Annotated in this window: 18 protein-coding genes and 1 pseudogene; 3 read left to right on the forward strand and 16 right to left on the reverse strand. The window is 72.6% G+C overall.

The features are described 5' to 3' along the window. Positions 1 to 28 precede the first annotated feature (28 nt). From CFN78_RS25385 to hisD, 6 genes are all read right to left on the reverse strand, one after another. Entirely contained in the window at positions 29 to 739 is a 711-nt protein-coding gene (locus tag CFN78_RS25385; protein WP_094865546.1) for a phosphatase PAP2 family protein, read from the reverse strand. 295 nt (positions 740 to 1,034) lie between these two features. Continuing rightward, the gene (locus CFN78_RS29350; protein WP_165777701.1) at positions 1,035 to 1,193 is read right to left on the reverse strand and encodes a hypothetical protein; all 159 of its coding nucleotides are present in this window, start codon (positions 1,191 to 1,193) and stop codon (positions 1,035 to 1,037) included. After that, positions 1,193 to 1,792, reverse strand: coding sequence for an imidazoleglycerol-phosphate dehydratase HisB (gene hisB / locus CFN78_RS25390; RefSeq protein WP_094865547.1), 600 nt, complete (start codon positions 1,790 to 1,792; stop codon positions 1,193 to 1,195). Before hisB ends, CFN78_RS29350 begins: the two co-directional genes overlap by 1 nt. Further along, positions 1,789 to 2,871, reverse strand: coding sequence for a histidinol-phosphate transaminase (locus CFN78_RS25395; RefSeq protein ID WP_240519687.1), 1,083 nt, complete (start codon positions 2,869 to 2,871; stop codon positions 1,789 to 1,791). Before CFN78_RS25395 ends, hisB begins: the two co-directional genes overlap by 4 nt. 101 nt (positions 2,872 to 2,972) lie before the next feature. Beyond that, a complete protein-coding gene (locus tag CFN78_RS25400; RefSeq protein ID WP_094865549.1) occupies positions 2,973 to 4,145 on the reverse strand; it encodes an aminotransferase class V-fold PLP-dependent enzyme in 1,173 nt (390 codons plus the stop codon). Then, positions 4,142 to 5,464 carry a histidinol dehydrogenase gene (hisD, locus tag CFN78_RS25405; protein WP_094865550.1) on the reverse strand — a complete coding sequence of 441 codons (1,323 nt, stop codon included), beginning with the start codon at positions 5,462 to 5,464 and terminating at the stop codon, positions 4,142 to 4,144. The genes CFN78_RS25400 and hisD overlap by 4 nt, the downstream gene beginning before the upstream one ends. Before the next feature lie 141 nt (positions 5,465 to 5,605). Between hisD and CFN78_RS25410 the strand changes: the two genes are divergently transcribed. Then, entirely contained in the window at positions 5,606 to 6,403 is a 798-nt protein-coding gene (locus CFN78_RS25410) for a carbon-nitrogen hydrolase family protein (protein ID WP_094865551.1), read from the forward strand. A gap of 10 nt (positions 6,404 to 6,413) precedes the next feature. Here CFN78_RS25410 and CFN78_RS25415 read toward each other — a convergent pair whose 3' ends face one another. The 4 genes and pseudogenes from CFN78_RS25415 to nadA form a co-directional block, all read right to left on the reverse strand. After that, the gene (locus CFN78_RS25415; RefSeq protein ID WP_240519684.1) at positions 6,414 to 7,586 is read right to left on the reverse strand and encodes an ROK family transcriptional regulator; all 1,173 of its coding nucleotides are present in this window, start codon (positions 7,584 to 7,586) and stop codon (positions 6,414 to 6,416) included. Positions 7,587 to 7,832: 246 nt separating this feature from the next. Then, positions 7,833 to 8,705, reverse strand: coding sequence for a carboxylating nicotinate-nucleotide diphosphorylase (gene nadC, locus CFN78_RS25420; RefSeq protein WP_094865553.1), 873 nt, complete (start codon positions 8,703 to 8,705; stop codon positions 7,833 to 7,835). Then, positions 8,702 to 10,369: an L-aspartate oxidase gene (locus tag CFN78_RS25425; RefSeq protein ID WP_094865554.1), complete on the reverse strand. Its 1,668-nt coding sequence runs from the start codon at positions 10,367 to 10,369 to the stop codon at positions 8,702 to 8,704. Before CFN78_RS25425 ends, nadC begins: the two co-directional genes overlap by 4 nt. Further along, positions 10,366 to 11,379, reverse strand: a pseudogene (gene nadA, locus CFN78_RS25430) (quinolinate synthase NadA); the annotation flags it as partial. The pseudogene nadA and the gene CFN78_RS25425, both read right to left, overlap by 4 nt. Before the next feature lie 148 nt (positions 11,380 to 11,527). Here nadA and CFN78_RS25435 point away from each other — a divergent pair. Both CFN78_RS25435 and CFN78_RS25440 read left to right on the forward strand, forming a co-directional pair. Further along, on the forward strand, positions 11,528 to 12,229 hold the full coding sequence (locus tag CFN78_RS25435; RefSeq protein WP_094865556.1) for an NUDIX hydrolase: 702 nt from the start codon (positions 11,528 to 11,530) through the stop codon (positions 12,227 to 12,229). Between the two features lie 9 nt (positions 12,230 to 12,238). Further along, complete coding sequence (locus CFN78_RS25440) at positions 12,239 to 12,961, forward strand: LON peptidase substrate-binding domain-containing protein (protein ID WP_094865557.1); 723 nt, start codon at positions 12,239 to 12,241, stop codon at positions 12,959 to 12,961. Between the two features lie 7 nt (positions 12,962 to 12,968). Here the strand turns inward: CFN78_RS25440 and CFN78_RS25445 are convergent, their stop codons facing one another. The 6 genes from CFN78_RS25445 to CFN78_RS25470 form a co-directional block, all read right to left on the reverse strand. Beyond that, a complete protein-coding gene (locus tag CFN78_RS25445) occupies positions 12,969 to 14,000 on the reverse strand; it encodes a M48 family metallopeptidase (RefSeq protein ID WP_094865558.1) in 1,032 nt (343 codons plus the stop codon). A gap of 149 nt (positions 14,001 to 14,149) precedes the next feature. Continuing rightward, the gene (locus CFN78_RS25450) at positions 14,150 to 14,764 is read right to left on the reverse strand and encodes a DUF2567 domain-containing protein (RefSeq protein WP_094865559.1); all 615 of its coding nucleotides are present in this window, start codon (positions 14,762 to 14,764) and stop codon (positions 14,150 to 14,152) included. Continuing rightward, positions 14,765 to 15,064 carry a biotin synthase auxiliary protein BsaP gene (gene bsaP / locus CFN78_RS30425; protein WP_476692357.1) on the reverse strand — a complete coding sequence of 100 codons (300 nt, stop codon included), beginning with the start codon at positions 15,062 to 15,064 and terminating at the stop codon, positions 14,765 to 14,767. It lies immediately after the preceding gene. A 12-nt stretch (positions 15,065 to 15,076) separates the two neighbouring features. Beyond that, positions 15,077 to 16,117, reverse strand: a complete 1,041-nt coding sequence (gene bioB, locus CFN78_RS25460) for a biotin synthase BioB (RefSeq protein ID WP_094865560.1) — start codon at positions 16,115 to 16,117, stop codon at positions 15,077 to 15,079. A 76-nt stretch (positions 16,118 to 16,193) separates the two neighbouring features. Continuing rightward, entirely contained in the window at positions 16,194 to 16,916 is a 723-nt protein-coding gene (bioD, locus tag CFN78_RS25465; protein ID WP_094865561.1) for a dethiobiotin synthase, read from the reverse strand. Positions 16,917 to 16,960: 44 nt separating this feature from the next. Beyond that, complete coding sequence (locus CFN78_RS25470; protein ID WP_094865582.1) at positions 16,961 to 19,303, reverse strand: SulP family inorganic anion transporter; 2,343 nt, start codon at positions 19,301 to 19,303, stop codon at positions 16,961 to 16,963. Positions 19,304 to 19,463: the final 160 nt, after the last annotated feature.

Below are 19,463 nucleotides of genomic sequence, written 5' to 3' on the forward strand. Positions count from 1 at the left end.
CCGGGCACGCGCGCCCGCCGCGCCGCGATCAGCGGCGCGGCGGGCGCGGCCCGTGCGGAACGGGCAACCGCTCGGTCGGCAGGTCGTCCGGCGGAGCCTGACCGGCCGGCCGTTCGCGGTTCGGCGGACCCAGCACGAAAGTCCCGGCCCGATCGTTGTGGCGCAGGCGCTCCACCAGCCGAGCGGCCGGATTCCCCAAGCAGGCCACCAGAAGCGACACCACCACGGCACCGAGGCTCAGGCCCGCGATGACATCGTGCGGGTAGTGGGCACCGACGAAGACCCGGGACGCCGCGCCGGCGAACGCGATCGGCAACGCCCACATACCGAGCGGACCGGACGCGAACAATATCGCCGCCATCGCCGCTCCGGCGACGACGGAGTGGTTACTCGGGAAGGACCAGTCGCCCGGTGGCGGGCAGTCCGCCGCGGTGACCACCTGGGTCAGCGTCCGGCACGGCCGTTCCACCTGCAGCACCAGTTTCACCGCCTCACTGATCAGGTAGGCGGCGGCGACCCCGCAGGCACCCAGCAGTGTCACGGCCATGACCCGGGCGGGTAGGCCCCGCGCCCGCCACCAGCACAGCAGCAGCAGGAAGGCGAGCAGCGCCGGGGCGGCATCGGTGAACAGTGCCGCGAAGTCCCGCAGCCAGTCCGGTCCGGCCGCCGCGAAGTCCACGACCTCGCGGTACCACCGCGCACTGATGTCCGGCACGTCCTCGACGTTCTCGTCCCCCATGGGTTCCGGGTCAACCTTCCTGCTCGCGCCCGCGACGGGCCCGCCGGGCTCGCCGTGTCCTCGCCCAACCCGTCCCTGTACCGGCGATCCGAGCACGCGCCGTGCGCACGTGTTCCCGGGACGGCGGGGACTCCGCGTCGGCGTCCGCAGTGGCCGTCCCGGCCGAGCCGGGCAGCGCGAGACTGGGCAGGCACGAGCCTAAGCGCGGCGGCGGCCGGGCCACCGCACCCGAACGGCAGGCGCTGACCATTACCTGGGGCGGGGGGTCGGTCTGCCGAAAGGCAGGGCCGGAATACTACCCGGCGAGCCAGACGACGGCGCCACCGACGGCGATCACCGCGGCGACACCGAGCAGCACGGCCATCACCTTGACCGTCTTCCACAGGCTGTAGGCACCGCCGAGCAGGAAACCGGCGAGCGCGAGCAGCCCGACACCGACGAGTTCCTTCGGCATCAGAGCACACCCTTCGTCGACGGGACCCCGCTGGTACGCGGATCCGGTTCGGTGGCCGCACGCAGCGCGCGCGCCACCGCCTTGTACTGCGCTTCGGCGATGTGGTGCGGATCCCGGCCGTGCACCACGCGCACGTGCAACGCGAGCTGTGCGTGGAACGACAAGGACTCGAACACGTGCCGGGTCAGCACGAAGGGGTAGTTGCCGCCGATGGTGAACGTGTCGAACCGGTCCGGCTCGCCGGTGTGCACGCAGTACGGGCGGCCGGACACGTCGACCGCGGCGTGCGCCAGCGTCTCGTCCATCGGGATCCAGCAGTCACCGAACCGGCGGATGCCCGCCTTGTCGCCCAGCGCCGCACGGATCGCCTGTCCCAGCACGATCGCCGTGTCCTCGACGGTGTGGTGGGCGTCGATGTGCACGTCCCCGGTCGCCGCGACGCTCAGGTCGAAGGAACCGTGCGTGCCGAAGGAATGCAGCATGTGGTCGTAGAACGGGACGCCGGTGGACACCTCCACCTGCCCGGTGCCGTCCAGGTCGATCTCGACCCGGATCGACGACTCCTTCGTGGTGCGCTCGACCGCGCCCGTCCTGCTCATCGCGGAATCTCCTTGCCGGCCTCGAGAAAGGCGTCGTTTTCCTCGGGGGTGCCGATGGTCACCCGCAGGTGCCCCTCGATACCGACATCGCGGATCAGCACCCCTTGGTCCACATAGGACTGCCAGGCGTGCCGGGCGTCGGTGAACCGTCCGAAGAGGATGAAGTTGGCGTCGCTCGGTACCGGGGTGAAACCCATTGCCAGCAACGATTCCGCCACCCGGTCGCGCTCCGCGGCGAGCTTCGCCACCGATGCCAGGGTGGCGTCCGCGTGCCGCAGCGCGGCCTTGGCCGCGGCCTGCGTCAGCGCCGAGAGGTGGTAGGGAAGCCGGACGAGCTGGAGCGCGTCCACGACGGCGGGGGCCGCGGCAAGGTACCCCAGCCTGCCTCCGGCGAACGCGAACGCCTTGCTCATCGTGCGGGACACCACGAGCTGCGCGGGGAACTCCTCCAGCAGTTCCAGCGCGCTCGGTTCGCCGGAGAACTCGGCGTACGCCTCGTCCACCACCACCATGCCCGGTGCGGCACGCAGCACGGCGGCGAGCCCATGGAGCGGGATGGTCCCGCCGGTCGGGTTGTTCGGGCTGGTCAGGAAGACGACGTCCGGGGCGCGTTCGGCGACGATCTCCGCCGCGCGGGCGGTGTCCAGGGAGAAGTCGGCGGCACGCGGCGCGGGAGCCCACTCGGTCCGGGTGCCCGCCGCGATGATCGGGTGCATCGAGTACGAGGGCTCGAAGCCCAGCGCGGTACGCCCCGGCCCGCCGAAGGCCTGCAGAAGCTGCTGGAGGATCTCGTTGGATCCGTTGGCTGCCCACACGTTCCGCTCGCTCACCAGCACCCGCGTGGCCACCGAGAGGTAGTCGGCGAGGTCCCGGCGCAAAGCGAGGGCATCCCGGTCGGGGTAGCGGTGCAGCTCGGCGGCCGCCTCTCGCGTCGCGGCGGCGACGTCGTCGACGAGCGCGTCCGGCGGTGGATACGGGTTCTCGTTGGTGTTCAGCCGTACCGCGACGTCGAGCTGCGGCGCACCGTACGGGGTCCGGCCCCGCAGGTCCTCGCGCAGCGGCAGCTCGGCCGTCGTCACGGCACCGGATCTCTCGCCGGGGGCCGCGACGTCGACGGCAGCCAGCTCGGCCTCTTCCTCACCGGTGTCCACGCGGCTCAGCCTAGGCCGTGGCCCCGCGCTCATCGCAGCCCGGCCACGGCCGCGATCGCGCGTTCGAGCTGCTCCGGCGCGACGAAGTAGTGCGGCGAGGCCCGGACGATGGTGTCCAGCCCGCGCCGTGCCATGTCGATCCGGCTCGACGTGACCGAGCTGACGGTCACCGCGATGTCGTTGTCCCACAAGGCGTTTCGCACGTCCTCGGGGTCCGTTCCGCCGACGGTGAAGGTGACGATGCCGCACCGCCGCTCACCGAGGTCGTGCGTGCGCACCCCGGGCAGTGCGTCCAGCCCCGCCCGCAGGGTCGCCGCGCCCTCGGCGACCGCCGAGGAGAGCGCGCCGATCCCGAGGTCGAGGGCGTACCGGGCGGCCCGCAGCAACCCGAGGCGCTCGGCGACCCCGGACTCCCACAGCTCGAACACCCTGGCGTCGTCGCGTAGTTCGTACTCCCGGGCCGAGACCCAGGCGGCCCCGGCATGGTCCACCAGGCGCGGCCGCAGCCGTCGCCGGACCTCGTCCCGGACGGCGAGGAACCCGGTGCCCCTCGGCGCCCGCAGCCACTTGCGGCCGGTGCCGGAGAGCATGTCCACCCCCAGCTCGCGCATGTCCACCGGCACCTGGCCGATCGACTGGCAGGCGTCGAGCAGGACCAGCGCCCCCGCCTCGTGCGCGGCGTCCACCACCTCGCGGACCGGGTTCACCAGCCCGCCGTTGGTGGGCACGTGCACCAGCGAGACCAGGCGGACGCGCTCGTCCAGCAGCTCACGCAGCGCGGCCACGTCGAGCTGCCCGGCGGCATCGGAGGGGATCACCTCGACCCTGGCCCCCGCCTGCTCGGCGAGCCGCAGCAGGGCGACGGCGTTCGCGGCGTACTCGACCTCGCTGATCAGCACACGGTCGCCCTCGGCGAGCGGCACGGCGTCGACCAGCGAGAGCCAGGAACGGGTGGCGCTGTCGGTGAAGGCGACCTCGGAGGCGGCACAGCCCAGCAGCTCGGCGAACGTGCCGTAGCCCGCCTCGAGGTCGGCGGCCCGTTCACCCGCTGCGCGGTAGCCGCCGATCTCGGCCTCGCGCCGCAGATGGCCGATCACCTCGTCGAGCACCTGCCGCGGTGGCAACGAGGAACCGGCGCTGTCCAGGAACACCCTGCCTGCGCAACCCGGGGTGTCGGCGCGGACGGCGTCGAGGTCGATCACCGGGTCCCCCCGAAGCGCGCCTGTACGGCCTCACCGTGGGCGGGCAGGTCCTCCGCCTCGGCCAGCGCGACCACCTGGGCGGCGACCTGGCGCAACGCCGCCTCGTCGTAGTCGACGACGTGGATGCCGCGCAGGAAACTCTGCACCGACAGCCCGGACGAGTGCCGGGCCTGGCCACCGGTGGGCAGTACGTGATTGGAGCCCGCGCAGTAGTCGCCGAGCGAGACCGGGGCGTACGCACCGACGAAAATGGCGCCCGCGTTGCGGACCCGGGCGGCGACCGCGCGGGCGTCCGCCGTCTGGATCTCCAGGTGCTCGGCGGCGTAGGCGTCCACCACGCGCAACCCATCGTCCACAGTGGACACCAAGATGACGCCTGACTGCTTGCCCGCCAGCGCCTCCGCGACCCGTCCGGTGTGTTTGGTCGCCCCCACCCTGGCAGGCAGGGCTGCGTCCACGGCGTCGGCCAGCTCCGGGGAGGTGGTCACCAGCACGCTCGCCGCCATCGGATCGTGCTCGGCCTGGCTGACCAGATCGGCCGCCACATGGGCCGGGTCGGCGGTCTCGTCGGCGAGGATCATCACCTCGGTGGGCCCGGCCTCGGAGTCGATCCCGATGACGCCGCGCAGCATTCGCTTCGCCGCCGTCAGGAAGATGTTGCCCGGCCCGGTCACCATGTCGACCGGCGGCAGCGCGGTCCCGTCGGTGTCGGTGGCGCCGTATGCCATCAGCGCCACGGCCTGCGCCCCGCCCGCGCCCCACACCTCGTCCACCCCGAGCAGTGCGGCCGCGGCCAGGATCGTCGGGTGCGGCAGCCCGCCGAACTCGGCCTGAGGCGGGGAGCAGACGACCAGCGACTCCACCCCGGCGGCTTGTGCGGGCACGACGTTCATCACCACGGTCGACGGGTACACGGCCAGCCCGCCGGGCGCGTACAACCCGACCCGCTCCACCGGCACCCACCGCTCGGTGACCGTGCCGCCCTCGGCGAGCTCGGTGGTGACCTCGGCGCGGCGCTGATCGGCGTGCACCTTCCGGGCCCGGGCGATCGACTCCTCCAGCGCCCCGCGCACCGCGGGGTCCAGCTCCTCCAGCGCCCTGGCGCATTCCGCGCCGGGCACCCGCACAGCGGCGGGACGGACCCGGTCGAACCGCTCCGTGTACTCCAGGACCGCCTCGACGCCGCGGTCGCGCACCGCCTCCACGACGGGACGCACCTGATGCAGCGCGGCGTCCACATCGACCTCGGGCCGCGGCAGGGCGTCGCGCAGCTCGGCGGGCGAGGGGACACGACCGCGCAGGTCGGTGCGGTTGAGCATGCGGTCAAGGGTAGCGAGCAGGTCCGGCGCCGCACCTGCGGGTGAGGGCTCTCTCTCCCGCTCGCGCGGGGCCGGGCGGGCATACTCGACGGCGGGCCGGCAGCCCCGCCGGACCGAACCGAGCAGCGTGGAGGAACGACCGTGCTCCGCATCGGCCTGTGCCAGCTCACCTCCGGTACCGACCCGGAAGCCAACCTGCGGACCGTCCGGGAGTGGACGGCGAAGGCCGCGGCGGCGGATGCCAGGGTGGTGGTGTTCCCGGAGGCGGCCATGGCCCGTTTCGGCGAACCGCTCGGGCCGGTCGCGCAACCGCTCGACGGGCACTGGGCGAGCGGGGCCGCCGAGATCGCCCGGCAGCACGGCGTGGTGCTGGTGGCCGGCATGTTCACCCCCGCCGAGGACGGCGTCCGCGTCCGCAACACCCTCCTGGTCACCGGCGAGGACATCCACTTCGGCTACCACAAGATCCACCTCTACGATGCGTTCGGCTTCCGCGAGTCGGACACCGTCGAGGCCGGCACCGAGCTCGGGACGGTGACCGTCGACGAGGTCACCCTCGGCCTGGCGACCTGCTACGACGTCCGGTTTCCGGAGCTCTTCCGCGCGCACGCCGACGCGGGCGCCTCGGCCGTGCTGCTCCCGGCTTCCTGGGGGGCGGGCGAAGGCAAACTCGACCAGTGGGACCTGCTGGTCCGGGCGCGGGCGCTGGACTCCGGCTGCTGGGTGCTCGCCTGTGGCCAGGCCGACCCCGCGGCCACCGGTGCCGAGGTGAACCCCAAGGCCCCCACCGGGATCGGCCACTCCGCCGTCGTCGAACCGCTGGGCCGTGTGCGCGAGCGGCTCGGCCAGGAGCCCGGGCTGCTGGTCGCCGACATCGACCCCGGGGCCGCGACGCGAGCGCGTACCGCGACCGCCGTGCTCGCGAACCGGGTGCTCTGACGGCAGCCGGTCAGCGCGAGCCGAACGGGTGCGCGTACACCCGTTCCAGTACTCCCGTGCACGCGGCCACTGCCTGCACGTCCGGACCGAAACTGTTCTGGCGCAACAGTTCTGTGCCCGGCAGCGCGCTGGCGGCGGCGAAGCTGTCGCGCAACTCAGGGAAGTGGCCCGGCGCGTCCGTGACGGCCTGACCGCCGAGCACCACCACATCGGGATCGTGCAGGTCCCGCAGTACCGCGACGGCCCGTCCCAGCGCCCGTGCCCGGCCGGTCAGCAGCCGGTCGGCGTCCGGGTGCCCGTCGGCGGCCGCCACGTGCAGCGACCGGATGTCCGGCCGGTCCACCACCCCGGCCCGTAGTGCCTCCGCCAGCACCGTCCGTTCGGCGACGGTGACCTCGAGGCAGCCCCTCGCGCCGCAACCGCAGCGGACGTCACCGCCAACCGGCAGGTGCGCGATCCCGCCCGCTCGGCCACGGCCGCGCAGCACCCGGCCGTCCACGGCCAGCACCGCCCCGGTGACCTGGCGGGCGTAGACGTACAGCATGGTCCCGGCCCGCCCGCCGGAGCCGAAGAGCAACTCCGCGGCGGCCATCGCGGGGACGTGCCCGTCCACCACCACCGGCAGTCCGAGGGCACGTTCCAGCGTCGTGCCAGCCTCGACCTCCGGCCAGCCGAGCCCGTCGTGCCGCAGGACGCCGGAATCCGGGTCGACCAGCCCGCCCGCCGCCAGTCCGACCCCGGCGACCAGCCGTGCCGGATGCCGCCGGAGCAGGGCACGCACCCGTTCGGCGATGCTCGTCAGCGCGTCCTCGGCGGATCCGGCCGGCGTGGGCATCCGCTCCGATTCGAGGAGCCTGCCGCGCAGGTCCGCGAGGCCCACGGTCGTCGTGCTCAGGCCGAGGTGGATGCCGCAGGCCGCGACGGCGGAGGTGTCCACGTCGATCGGCACCCGTGGCCTGCCCACCCCGCGGTCGTGCACGTGGTCCGGTTGTTCGCGTACCAGGCGCAGTTCGGTCAGCGCGGTCACCACCCGGCTCACCGTCGGCAGGCTCAGCCCGGCGCCGGCGGCGATCGCGGCCCGTGACAGGGGCCCGTGCCGGCGGATCGTCCCGAGCACCGCCACCGCGTTCGCCTCGCGGGAACCACCGGGTACGGCGCTGCGCTCCGGCAGCACGGCCGTCACGGCGTCATCCGGCCGGCACGAAGGGTCGGCATGCACCGTATGGTCACCGGCCGCCGTCCGGTGGTCAAAGCCGTCCGCCATCCGGGAACCACCGAACCGGCCCCTCCCCGCCGCTCGGCATGCCTGAACGCGCGACACGGGGGGCCGGAGCGCACGACACGGCATGCCCACGCGCACGACACGGCATGCCAGAACGCCCGACACGGCGTGTCCACGCGCACGACACGGGGGGCGCGAGGCGGTGGGTCAGGGGCGGAGGTCCATGCCGAGGTCGAGGGCGGGGGCGGAGTGGGTGAGGGCGCCCACGGCGAGGTAGTCGACCCCCGTGTTCGCGTAGGCTCGGGCGTTCTCCAGCCGCAGCCCGCCGGACGCCTCCAGCCGGGTTCTCGGCGAGACCTCGTCCCGGCGCGCGACGGCCAGTGCGCAGTCCTGGGCGGTGAAGTTGTCCAGCAGCACCTCGTCGGCCCCCGCCGCGAGTGCCTCCTCGAGCTGGCCGAGATCGTCGACCTCCACCTCGCAGGCCAGGCCCGCCGCGTGCTCACGTGCCAGCCGGAGTGCCTCGGTGACCGAGCCGGCGGCGACCACGTGATTGTCCTTGATCAGCACAGCGTCGCCGAGACCCATCCGGTGGTTGACGCCGCCGCCGCACCGGACCGCGTACTTCTCCAGCAGCCGCAGCCCCGGCAGGGTCTTGCGGGAGTCGCGGATCGCACAGCCCGTACCGTCCACTTCGGACACCCAGGCCGCAGTCGCCGTGGCGATGCCGGAGAGGTGGCAGAGCAGATTCAACGCCGTGCGCTCCGCGGTCAGCAGCCCCCGGACGGTCCCGCGGACGACCAGCGCGGGCTCCCCCGCGACGAGCCGGGCACCGTCGACGGCGGCGGATCCGACGTCCACGCCGGGCCCCAGCACCGACTCGAACACGGCCAGCGCGGCGGGAAGTCCGGCGAGGACACCCGCCGAACGTGGCGTGAGTTCGGCGGTGGCAACGGCGTCCGCCGGCACCGTCGCCGCGGTGGTGGCGTCCGGGCCGTAGCGCAGATCCTCGGCCAGCGCGGTGGCGACCACCCTGCTCAGGTCCTCGGCATCCAGTCCGGGCGGAAGTTCTCGCGTGCTCATGCCACTCCCAGGGTTTCGACGGGGTCGGCAGGTACCGGCCTGCCGGAGGGGCCGAGCCGGACGAGCTGGCTGCGTCGCCACCCCGCCTCGTCCCGTCCCGGGAAGTCGGCGCGAACATGGCAGCCTCGCGACTCGGTGCGTCGTGCCGCGGCGGCGAGCAGTGCCTGCGCGATCAGTGTCAGGGACGCGTCCTCCACCGCCTGAACCGTCCACAGCGGACTGTCCACAATTGACAGGTCGAGCACGGATCCGGCGACGGAAAGGCCTTCCGCGTCCCGGCCGATCGCCGCGTACCGGCTCATCACGCGCTGCAGCGAATCCCGGTCGGCGACCGGGGCGCTGGTCCGCTCCGGCAGGCAGCCGTGCCTCGGGTCGGGCAGCAGCCCGGCCACGAGGTCCGCCGAAACGGCCTCGGCCGCCCGCTCGCCGACGACCAGGCCTTCGAGCAGGCTGTTCGACGCGAGCCGGTTGGCCCCGTGCAGACCTGTCCTGGCCACCTCACCCGCGGCGTACAGCCCGGGCACCGCGGTGCGGCCGTCCGTACCGGCCACCACGCCGCCGCAGGCGAAGTGCGCCGCGGGGGTGACCGGGATCGGCTCGCGTGCCGGGTCCACACCGACGGCCCGGCAGGCCGCGTGCACGGTCGGGAACCGGGCGGCGAAACCGGGGAGCGTCCGGGCGTCGAGATAGACGTGGTCGTCCACCCCGCCGGGGGCGGCGGCGAGCCGGCGGTTGATCGCCGCCGAGACGACATCGCGCGGGGCGAGGTCGGCGAGCGGGTGCACACCCTCCATGACCCGCGCGCCGGTGGCGTCGATCAGTACCGCTCCCTCACCCCGGACGGCCTCGGTGACCAGCGGGCAGCGACCCCGCGCACCCGGCGTGTACAGCACGGTGGGGTGGAACTGGACGAACTCGACGTCGGCCAGCATCGCCCCCGCCCGCAGTGCCAGTGCCATACCGTCACCGGTCGCGATCTCCGGGTTGGAGGTGGCCTGGTAGAGCTGTCCGGCCCCGCCGGTCGCCACCAGCACGGCGGACGCCCGCACCGTGCCGAGCACGCCGCCGGGGTCGAGCACCGACACCCCTGCGACGCCCCCGGCAGGCGTGCGCAGCGCGTCGACGGCGATGTGGTGCTCCAGCACGGGGATGTCCGAAGCGCGGGCGAGCAGCGCGCGCTGCACCTCGGCCCCGGTCGCGTCCCCGCCCGCGTGGACGACCCGGAACGCGGTGTGACCGCCCTCCCGGGTCCTGGCCAGTCCGCCCCTGCCGGACCCGTCGAAGGTGGCCCCGCTCGCGCGCAGCCGGGTCACCGCGGCGGGACCTCCGTCGACGACGGCACGCACGGCGTCGTCCTCGCAGAGTCCCGCGCCCGCCGTACGGGTGTCGGCGGCGTGCGCGGCGGTGCTGTCCCCCTCGTCGTGCTCGCCCGGCAGCACCACCGCGACGCCACCCTGCGCCCAGCGGGTGCTGCCCTCGCCGAGCGCCGCCTTGGTCACCACGAGCACACGCAGCCCCAGTGCGCGTGCCCGCAGGGCTGCGGTCAGCCCGGCCACCCCGCTGCCCAGTACGACGAGGTCCGCCCTGGCCTCCCAGGCGACCGGGCCGGCCAGTTCGCCCGCACCGGTTTTCGCCTGTGAGGTGTTAACCGGCGGCGTGGTCATTCGTCGCCGCCGGGGTTCCCGATCTCGATCATCCGCTGGACCGAGGCCCGCGCCCTGGCCGCCGTGTCGAGGTCGACGTGCACCTCGTCGGCACCTTCCCGCAGCGAGCGCAGGAGCGCGGCCGGGGTGATCATCTTCATGTAACCGCAGGAGGCCCGGTCGTTCACCGCGCGGAAGTCGATCTCCGGCGCGGCCTTGCGGAGCTGGTGCAGCATGCCGATCTCGGTGGCGACCAACACCGAGGTGGCCGCGGTGTCCCGGGCGGCGTGCACCATGTCGCCGGTGGAGAGGATCTTCACCCGGCTCGGCTCCACGATGCCCTCCCCCGCCAGGTAGAGCGCCGAGGTGGCGCAGCCGCACTCCGGGTGGATGAACAGGTCGGCGTCCGGGTTCTCGGCGGCGCGGTCGGCCAGCTCCGGGCCGTTGATCCCGGCGTGGACGTGACACTCACCCGCCCAGACGTGCACGTTGTCCCGGCCGGTCTCGCGCCTGACGTGCGCGCCGAGGAACTGGTCGGGGCAGAACAGCACCTCCCGGTCCGCCGGGATCGAGGCGACGACGTCGACCGCGTTGGACGAGGTGCAGCAGATGTCGGTCTCCGCCTTCACCTCGGCCGTCGTGTTGACGTACGACACGACGACGGCGCCGGGGTGCTCGGCCTTCCACTCCCGCAACTGGGCGCCGGTGATCGAGTCGGCCAACGAGCATCCCGCCCTGGCGTCCGGGATCAGCACGGTCTTGTGCGGCGCCAGGATCTTCGCCGTCTCGGCCATGAAGTGCACGCCGCAGAAGACGATGGTGGACGCCTCCGAGGACGCGGCGATCCGGCTCAGCGCGAGCGAGTCGCCGGTGTGGTCGGCGATCTCCTGGATCTCCGGGATCTGGTAGTTGTGCGCCAGCAGCACCGCGTCGCGCTGCTCGGCGAGCGCGCGCACCTCCCGTGCCCACTCCGCGTCCGCCTCGACGCCGCCGTACGGGATGAGTTCCGCCGCCTGCAAGGTCATCTGGTCCTCCTGGGCCTGCCCCGGCCGTTGCCGCCGGGCCTGTGCTGCACGGTCTGCTGTGAGCCAGGTTTTCGCCTGGTAATCTAAAACCGTGCGAAGCCATATTAACAGCAGCGCCCCCCTGGCACACGAGGTTCTCGGTGCGGTACTTCAAGTGCGTTGCGCCACAGCGGTCCCCGCGGGCGGCCCGCCGACGCTGCAGGTGCTGCTCTGGCGGCGCGCCCTCGACCCGCACCTCGGGCGGTGGTCCCTGCCCGGCGGCAGGCTCCGGCCGGACGAGGACGTGCAGACCTCCGTCCGGCGCCAGCTCGCGGAGAAGGTCGACGTCACCCGGCTGACCCACGTCGAGCAGCTCGCGGTGTTCAGCGCGCCCGACCGGGTGCCCGGTCCGAGAGTGGTGGCCACGGCGTTCCTTGCCCTGGTGCGCTCGGACGCCGACCCGGCCGTTCCGGAGGACACCGCGTGGCACGAGGTGGCGGACCTGCCGCGCACGGCGTTCGACCACCAGGCGATCATCCTCGGCGCCCGCGACCGGCTGCGCGCCAAACTGAGCTACACCAACGCGGGCTTCGCGCTGGCACCCGGCGAGTTCACCATCTCCGCGCTGCGTGACCTGTACTCCGCGGCACTGGGTTACCGGATCTCCGCGACGAACCTGCAGCGCGTGCTGTCCCGGCGCGGGCTGCTCACGCCGACCGGGCGCACCGCCCCGCCGGGCAGGGCCGGAGGCAGGCCGGCGGCGCTGTTCACCTTCGCCCGGCAGGACATGGAGGTGACGGATCCGTTCGCCGTACTACGTCCTCCGCCACCCGCACCCGCACGCCGCCGCCCAGCGAGGCGGACCCCGGCGTCGTAACGTGGACCCGTGGCTGACGAACCGGGCGAAAGTGGCGAGCAGACGGGCGCGACCCTGCCCATCTTCCCGCTGCAGACCGTGCTCCTGCCCGGGGCGCACCTGCCGCTGCACATCTTCGAACCCCGCTACCGGCAGCTCACCGTCGATCTGGTCACCGAGGTGGTGCCGGAACGCGAATTCGGGATAGTGGCCATCAAGACCTCACTGGTCCGCGAGGTGGAGAACCTGGGTCACCTGTACGGCATCGGCTGTTCCGCGGTGCTGCGGGAGGCCGAGCGCCTCGACGACGGCCGGTTCGACATAGTGGTCACCGGCAGCAGGCGGTTCCGCCTGCTGGACCTGGACTGCACCTCCGCTCCCTACCTGACGGGGAACGTCGAGTGGCTGGCCGACGATCCCATCCCCGCGGAGGCGGGCGAGATCACCGACCGCCTCGCCGATGTCGCCAGGGCGGCGCACCAGCGGTACTGCGACTCGGCCTGGAAGGACGAGGAGTGGACGGTGCCGCGCGCGGACGTCCGCCCCGCGGAACTGGCCTACGAACTGGCGGCGGACTGCCTGCTGACCCTGCACGACCGGCAACGGCTGCTGGAGGAGACCCAGCCGCTGCGCCGGCTGCGCATCGCCTGCCGGGTGCTCGCCAGGGAGGCGGGTTTCCTGTCCGCGCTGCGGGCGGTACCGGCCCCGCTGTCGCAGCTCTCCGGGCCTTCGAAGCCCTGCAACCTGAACTGACGGCCGGTCAGGAACCGTCCTCGGTCCGGTTGCCGAACTTGTTCCATACCTTGCCCGCCGTACCGGAGACGGCCTCGCCGACGTCGGCGAACACCTTCGCCAGCGGATCGGCCGAGGTGCCCACCGAATCCTTGTACGACTTCGCCGCCGTACGGACGTCGTCGCGCCAGTTGCTCGCCGCCCGGTCGTCCTCGCGGCGCGGGTACATGCCGCCGAGGATGTCGCGGTACTCCGCCGTGGCCGCCCACTTCTGGAGCTGGGCCGCGCGGACGACGGCGAGCGGGTGGGTCATCCCCTCGACGTGGCGCAGCTTGTTCAGGCTGTCCCGGATGTCGTCGACGGAGTCGTACTCCTCCGCCTGACGCAGGAACGAGGCGATGTCGACCTGGGCGGGGTCGATACCACCCGCGATCAGGATGTGCGCGCGCAGCGCCGCCGCCGGATCCTGACCGCACAGCAGCCCCGCCCGGTCACAGGACAGTTCCGCCTTGCGGTACCACTCCTTCAGCGCCGCGACGATCGCCCGCAGGCCCAGTGCGCTCACCGGTGTCCAGGACATCGAGAGCTGCATCGAGATCAGCCGCAGCAACATCGTGCGGTAGACGGCGTGCCCGGAGAGCACGTGACCCATCTCGTGGCCGATGGCGAATCGCAGGCCGTCCTGGTCGAGCAGTTCGACCAGTCCGGTGGACAGCACGATGAACGGCTCGTCCATGCCGATGGTGTACGCGTTGGCCACCGGCTCGCGGGCGACGAACACGTTCGGCACCGGCGTGATGTCCAGGGCTTCGGCGCACTCGTGACGCAGCCGGTCGATGTCCGGGTACTGCGTGGGTCCGACGCGGATCGCGGACGCCAGCGCCATCAGCCGCTCGCCCCGCTCGCTGAAGAAGCCCGCGGTCGCCTTGAGCACCTGCGGGAAACCCGGCACCGCCCGGAGGGTGGCCAGTGCTCCGCGGTCGGCCGGATGCTCGTAGGCACGCGGGCTGATACCCGGGAACCGGGCCGCGGGCCGCCGGGTGGTGATGTCGTCGGTCATGCTGTTCCCCCACGCCTCGTCGCCTGGCCGCCACCGGCCGGGGCCGCCGGCACCATTGTGTCCCAGCAGGGCACCACGGGGGCGCGGGCGACCCTTCTCCGACGTCCGCCGCCGGGAACGGGTTCCGGCCGATCCCGGCGTCGCCGCCCTCAGCCCAGGCGCCTGCCCAGATCGTCGTTGCCGTTCCAGGCCGCGAGCACTCCGTAGACCAGAGCCGCGGCCAGCGGTTGCGCGAGCAGGGTCCAGCCGGACTCCAGCCGAGGGGCCTGCTCGACGACGTCACCGAGCTGCGGCTGGGCGGCGACGGCGTACAGGCTGTCGGCGAAGGTGAGCCCCATCCGGGCACCCAGCCACGAGGCGATCAGCGAGCCGGCGACCGCGGCGATCAGGATGACCGGGCCGCGGCGCTCCCGGAGCAGCCAGACGGCGACACCGGTCAGCACCCCGGCGGCGAGACCGAGGAGCAGGAAGATCACCAGATCGTCGAACCGATGCCAGCTCTCGAGCTGCAAGGGTACCGGCGGCGGCTCGGCCAGGATCCGCACCCGCTGCGGCGGGGCGAGGCGGGACCACAGCCAGCCGAGCGGGATTCCCAGCAGTGCCACCGTCGAGAGCACGCTGACCGCGGGCAGCAGGTCGGCTTTCACCACCACTCCGGCGGGGACGCGGCGGGCGGCCCAGGCGAGCGAGGCGGGGTCCGGGCCGTCGGCGGATGCGCCCGCCGGCGCGCCGGGACCGCGCGCTTCCACCGAGGAGTCCGCCATCTACCTGCCTTCCGCCGTGCCGTGTGCACTGTCGACCCTAGGGTCTGCCGCCCGAACCCGCTCGGGCGCGGGCGGATCGGCGGTGTCCGAGGCCGATTCGCCGTGCCTGCTGCACCGCGCGGTCCATCCGTCCGGCGTCACCTGGACGACCATCCGCCGGGCGCAGACCGGGCAGAATCGCGGCGGCTCCAGTTCGGTGCGCTTCCCGGCGCAGCGTGGATGCGCCACCGTCGTCTTCTGTCCACAATGGACACAAAATTCGGCGGCGGGCTCGCCTGGACTGCCGGACTCGTCGTTCACCTGCGCGCCCGTCTAGAGAGTGTCGCTGAGCGCCTTGATCGGCATCTTCAGACCGGAGAGCATCTCCAGATCCTTCGTCGCCGGGCGGCCCAGATTCGTCAGGTAGTTGCCGACGATGATCGCGTTGACCCCGCCCAGCATGCCCTGCTCGGCACCGAGGTCGCCGAGGGTCAGCTCGCGGCCGCCGGCGAACCGCAGCATGGTCCGGGGCATGGCGAGGCGGAACGCGGCGACCACGCGCAGCGCGTCCTTGCCCTCGATGGTCTCGTAGTCCTCGTACGGGGTTCCCGGCTGCGGGATGAGGAAGTTCATCGGGACCTCGTGCGGGTTCAGTTCCGCGAGCTGCACGGCGAACTCCGCGCGCTGCGCCACCGTCTCCCCCATGCCGACGATGCCGCCGCAGCAGACCTCCATACCCGCCTCTGCGACCATCCGCAGCGTCTCCCAGCGCTCCTCCCAGGAATGGGTGGTGACCACCTGGGGGAAGTGCGAGCGGGCCGTCTCCAGGTTGTGGTTGTACCGGTGCACGCCCATCTCGACCAGTTCGCCGACCTGTTCCCGCGACAGCATGCCCAGCGAGCAGGCGATCTGGATGTCGTTTCCGTCCGCGCGGATCGCCTTGACGCCCGCACGCACCTGGTCCAGCAGCCGCCGGTCCGGTCCGCGTACGGCCGCGACGATGCAGAACTCGGTCGCCCCCGTCTCCTTGGTCTGCCGGGCGGCCTTCACCAGGCCGGGAATGTCCAGCCACGCCGAGCGCACCGGGGTCGGGAACCGCCCGGACTGCGAGCAGAAGTGACAGTCCTCCGGGCATCCGCCGGTCTTCAGGCTGATGATGCCCTCGACCTCGACTTCCGGTCCGCACCAGCGCATCCGGACCTCGTGGGCCAGCGCCAGCAGCTCGGTGAGCCGGTCGTCGCCGAGCGTCAGCACGGCCAGCACCTGCTGCTCGGTCAGCCCGGTGCCGCGTTCGAGGACCTGCTCCCGTGCCACCGCCAGCACGTCGTCCTGCGCGGTGTCTCGCGTGGCGGACTGTCCGGGTGCTGCGGTCACGTCGTCTCCTTCGACTGGCGTTGCACGGGCGCGTCACATGCTGCCTCACCGGAACACGACCGCACAGCGACCCTGGTCACGTCAGCCCCGCGGCACTCCCGGCGAAACACTCCGGATCGAACCGGCCACCGAACCAGGGCGACAGCCCGTGGGCCGCGGCGGCGAGGAAGTCGTCCGGCGGCAGCGCGCCCGCACCGTCCGCCATGGCGCCGAGCAGCGGCGCGCCGGCGGCCACCGGCAGATCGGCGACGTTGGACAGCGCGGCGAGATCCGGGGCGTCCGGCCAGGCACCGATCACCACGCCCACCACGTCCAGTCCTCGCGCAGTGGCGACCTCGGCGGTGAGCGCGGTCGCGTTGAGCGTGCCCAGGCCCGCCTCGGCCACGACGAGCAGCGGCGCGCCGACCGACCAGGCGATGTCGGCCAGGGTGCTGCCCGCCGGGTCGAAGCGCACCAGCAGGCCACCCGCACCCTCCACCAGGACCAGGTCGTGCGCGGCGGCCAGCTCGGTGACGGCGCGTGCCGCCTCGGCGGGGGCAAGCCCCGCGGTCCCGGCGCGCCGGGCCGCCGCCTCCGGCGAGAGCGGGTCCGGGTACCGGCGCAGCTCGCGCACCGTCACCGGACCCGCCAGCCGGACGACATCGGCCAGGTCACCGGGCTCGTCCGGCCCGACACCGGTCTGCGCGGGCTTGAGCACGGCCACGCTCTGCCCTTGGCCTCGGGCGAGCGCGGCGATTCCCGCGGTGACCACGGTCTTGCCGACACCCGTTCCCGTTCCGGAGATCACCAGGACACTCACGACAGGGGACAGTAGTCCTGGCCGGGCGGGCCCGGCTCACCCCGTCACCCTCGTTTCACCGCCGTGGCCGCACCGGTGCGCCCCTCTCCCGCGGCGAGGAAGGCTCCACCGGCACCGAGGTTGTAGACCTGTGCCGCGCCGACGTCGAAGTACATCCCGCCAAGGCGCAGCTCACCCCGGGCCTCGGCGGCCGCCACGGCCGGATAGGCCCGCAGATGGTCGAGCTGCTGCAGCACGTTGTACAGCGCCAGCCGGTCCGCGGGCGCGTCCGGAACGGCGCCGTCCAGGGTCACCGGTTCGGTGGCCGACTCCGCCCGGCTCACGGTGGGCTCGGCGTTGCGCAGCCAGTCGCCGACGGCGGGCAGATCCTCGGCGGCCCCGTGGATCAGCGCCTTCATCGCACCGCACGAGGAATGCCCGCACACCACGACTTCCCGTACGCCCAGAACGCCGACGGCGAACTCGATCGACGCTCCGACGGAAGCGTCCGAGCCACCCTCGGCGGGCACCAGGTTGCCGACGTTGCGCACGGTGAACAGGTCGCCGGGGCCGCTGGTGGTGATCAGGTTGGGCACGATGCGGGCGTCGCCGCAGGCGATGAACAGCGTGTGCGGACGCTGCTCGTCGGCGAGCCTGCGCATCGTGGGCTCCACCAGGTGCGCGGTCCGCCGCTGGAACTCCTCGGTGCCCTGGTGCATCGGCGCGTGCACGCGCGGGCTGGCCGTGCGCTGTTCCGGCAACCCGGTCTCACCGATCTCCCTGACCTGCCACTCGGACCAGGGCGCCAGCCAGCGCGGCATTCCCTGCGATTCCTGGCCCTTGCGGACGGTGGGCTCACCGGACTTGCCTCGCTCGAACCACGGGTGGCCGATCTCGTCGACGACGACGGTGCCGCCAGCCCGCTCGTACGCCTGCTGCCAACCGGCCAGGCTCTCGAAGGCGGCGTGGTCGAGGTAGTCGACGACGAGTTCCAGCTTCACCGCACCACCCTCTGGGATGGCGCCGAGCACCTTGCTCAACCGGGGTACCGAGAGCGCGGTCAGCGCACCCTCGATGACCACACGCCAGCCGTCCTCGTGCCGTTCGGCGTGGATGCCGGACCAGATCATCCGGCGCAGCATGAACAGCAGCGAGACACCGATGCCGATCAGCACACCGCTGAGCAGGTCGACCGCGACCACGCCCACGATGGTCACCAGGTAGACGGGCAGGTCGCCGTGCTCGTGCACCTCGCGGATGTGCGCGGGGTTCACCAGCTTCGCCCCGACGTGCACCAGCAACCCGGCGAGCACGGCCAGCGGGATGTGCTGGATCAGCCCTGCCAGCAGCACCACGAACAGCAGCACCCAGAGCCCGTGCAGGATCGCCGAGGCCCGGGTGCGGGCGCCCGCGGCGACGTTGGCCGAACTGCGGACGATCACGCCCGTCACCGGCAGGCCGCCGATCGCGCCGGAGACCATGTTCGTCACGCCCTGCCCAACCAGTTCCCGGTCGAGGTTGGCGCGCGGGCCGGTGTGCAGTTTGTCCACGGCGACGGCCGAAAGCAGGGTCTCGACGCTGGCGATCAGCGCGATGGTGACGACGGCCAGCGCGAACGCCATCCAGTCGCCGTCCGGCAGTTCGGGCACCAGGCCGATCGAGAGCAGGTCGCCCGGAAGCTGGACCCGCTCGGCGGAACTGCCGATCAGCACGGCCAGCACGGTGACCAGCCCGACCGCGGCGAGCGGCCCGGGGATCCGCCGCACGACGGAGGGAAGTTTCCCCCACAGCAACAGGATTCCGATGGTGAGCACGCCGAGTACGGTCGCGGCGTCGTGCTGGCCCGCGATCTGGCCCGGCAGTTCGATCAGGTTGTCGACGGCGGAACTCTGGGCGGCTCCGCCGAGTATCACGTGGAGCTGGCCGAGCACGATCGTCACGCCGATGCCGGCGAGCATGCCGTGCACGATCGCGGGCGAGATGGCCAGCGCGGCACGGGCGATCCGGCTCAGCCCGAGCAGTACCTGCAGCACTCCGGCGCAGGCGACGATGGCGCAGGTGACCGCCCAGCCGAACTGCTGGATCGTCTCGGCCATGACCACCGTGAGCCCGGCGGCCGGTCCGCTGACCTGTTTCGGTGAGCCGCCGACCGCGCCGGCGATGACGCCACCCAGCACGGCGGCGATCAGCCCGGCGACGATCGGTGCGCCGGATGCCAGTGCGATTCCCAGTGACAGTGGAACGGCGACCAGGAAGACCACCAGCGAGGCTGGCACGTCGTAGCGCAGGATGGTCTTGAATGTCGTTCGCTCGGTGCGCGTGCCGTCCCGGTGACCCTTGTCGCCGGGATTCTTGTCCGGGCGGTCTTTGTCCCGGTGACGCTCCGATTCGATGGACGTGTCCGTCATGCATCCCTCCAGCCCGGTGAGTTGCGGCGAGGTGCCGCGTTCGAAGGCCGGCGACGCCGACGACCTGCCAACAGACAACCGGATCATGGTCGAAATGTCCGCTATGTAAAGAAATCCTCATGTTCTCTTCATCGCCGCTCATCACCCGAATGGCATTACA

The organism is Amycolatopsis antarctica (genome assembly GCF_002262875.1).
Lineage (GTDB): Bacteria > Actinomycetota > Actinomycetes > Mycobacteriales > Pseudonocardiaceae > Amycolatopsis > Amycolatopsis antarctica.

Excerpts from the sequence above, each read along its gene's own strand:
- CFN78_RS25385 (WP_094865546.1), bottom strand. The coding sequence starts at position 739 with ATGGGGGACGAGAACGTCGAGGACGTGCCGGACATCAGTGCGCGGTGG.
- CFN78_RS29350 (WP_165777701.1), bottom strand. The coding sequence starts at position 1,193 with ATGCCGAAGGAACTCGTCGGTGTCGGGCTGCTCGCGCTCGCCGGTTTC.
- hisB (WP_094865547.1), bottom strand. The coding sequence starts at position 1,792 with ATGAGCAGGACGGGCGCGGTCGAGCGCACCACGAAGGAGTCGTCGATC.
- hisD (WP_094865550.1), bottom strand. The coding sequence starts at position 5,464 with ATGCTCAACCGCACCGACCTGCGCGGTCGTGTCCCCTCGCCCGCCGAG.
- nadC (WP_094865553.1), bottom strand. The coding sequence starts at position 8,705 with ATGAGCACGCGAGAACTTCCGCCCGGACTGGATGCCGAGGACCTGAGC.
- CFN78_RS25425 (WP_094865554.1), bottom strand. The coding sequence starts at position 10,369 with ATGACCACGCCGCCGGTTAACACCTCACAGGCGAAAACCGGTGCGGGC.
- CFN78_RS25445 (WP_094865558.1), bottom strand. The coding sequence starts at position 14,000 with ATGACCGACGACATCACCACCCGGCGGCCCGCGGCCCGGTTCCCGGGT.
- CFN78_RS25450 (WP_094865559.1), bottom strand. The coding sequence starts at position 14,764 with ATGGCGGACTCCTCGGTGGAAGCGCGCGGTCCCGGCGCGCCGGCGGGC.
- CFN78_RS25470 (WP_094865582.1), bottom strand. The coding sequence starts at position 19,303 with ATGACGGACACGTCCATCGAATCGGAGCGTCACCGGGACAAAGACCGC.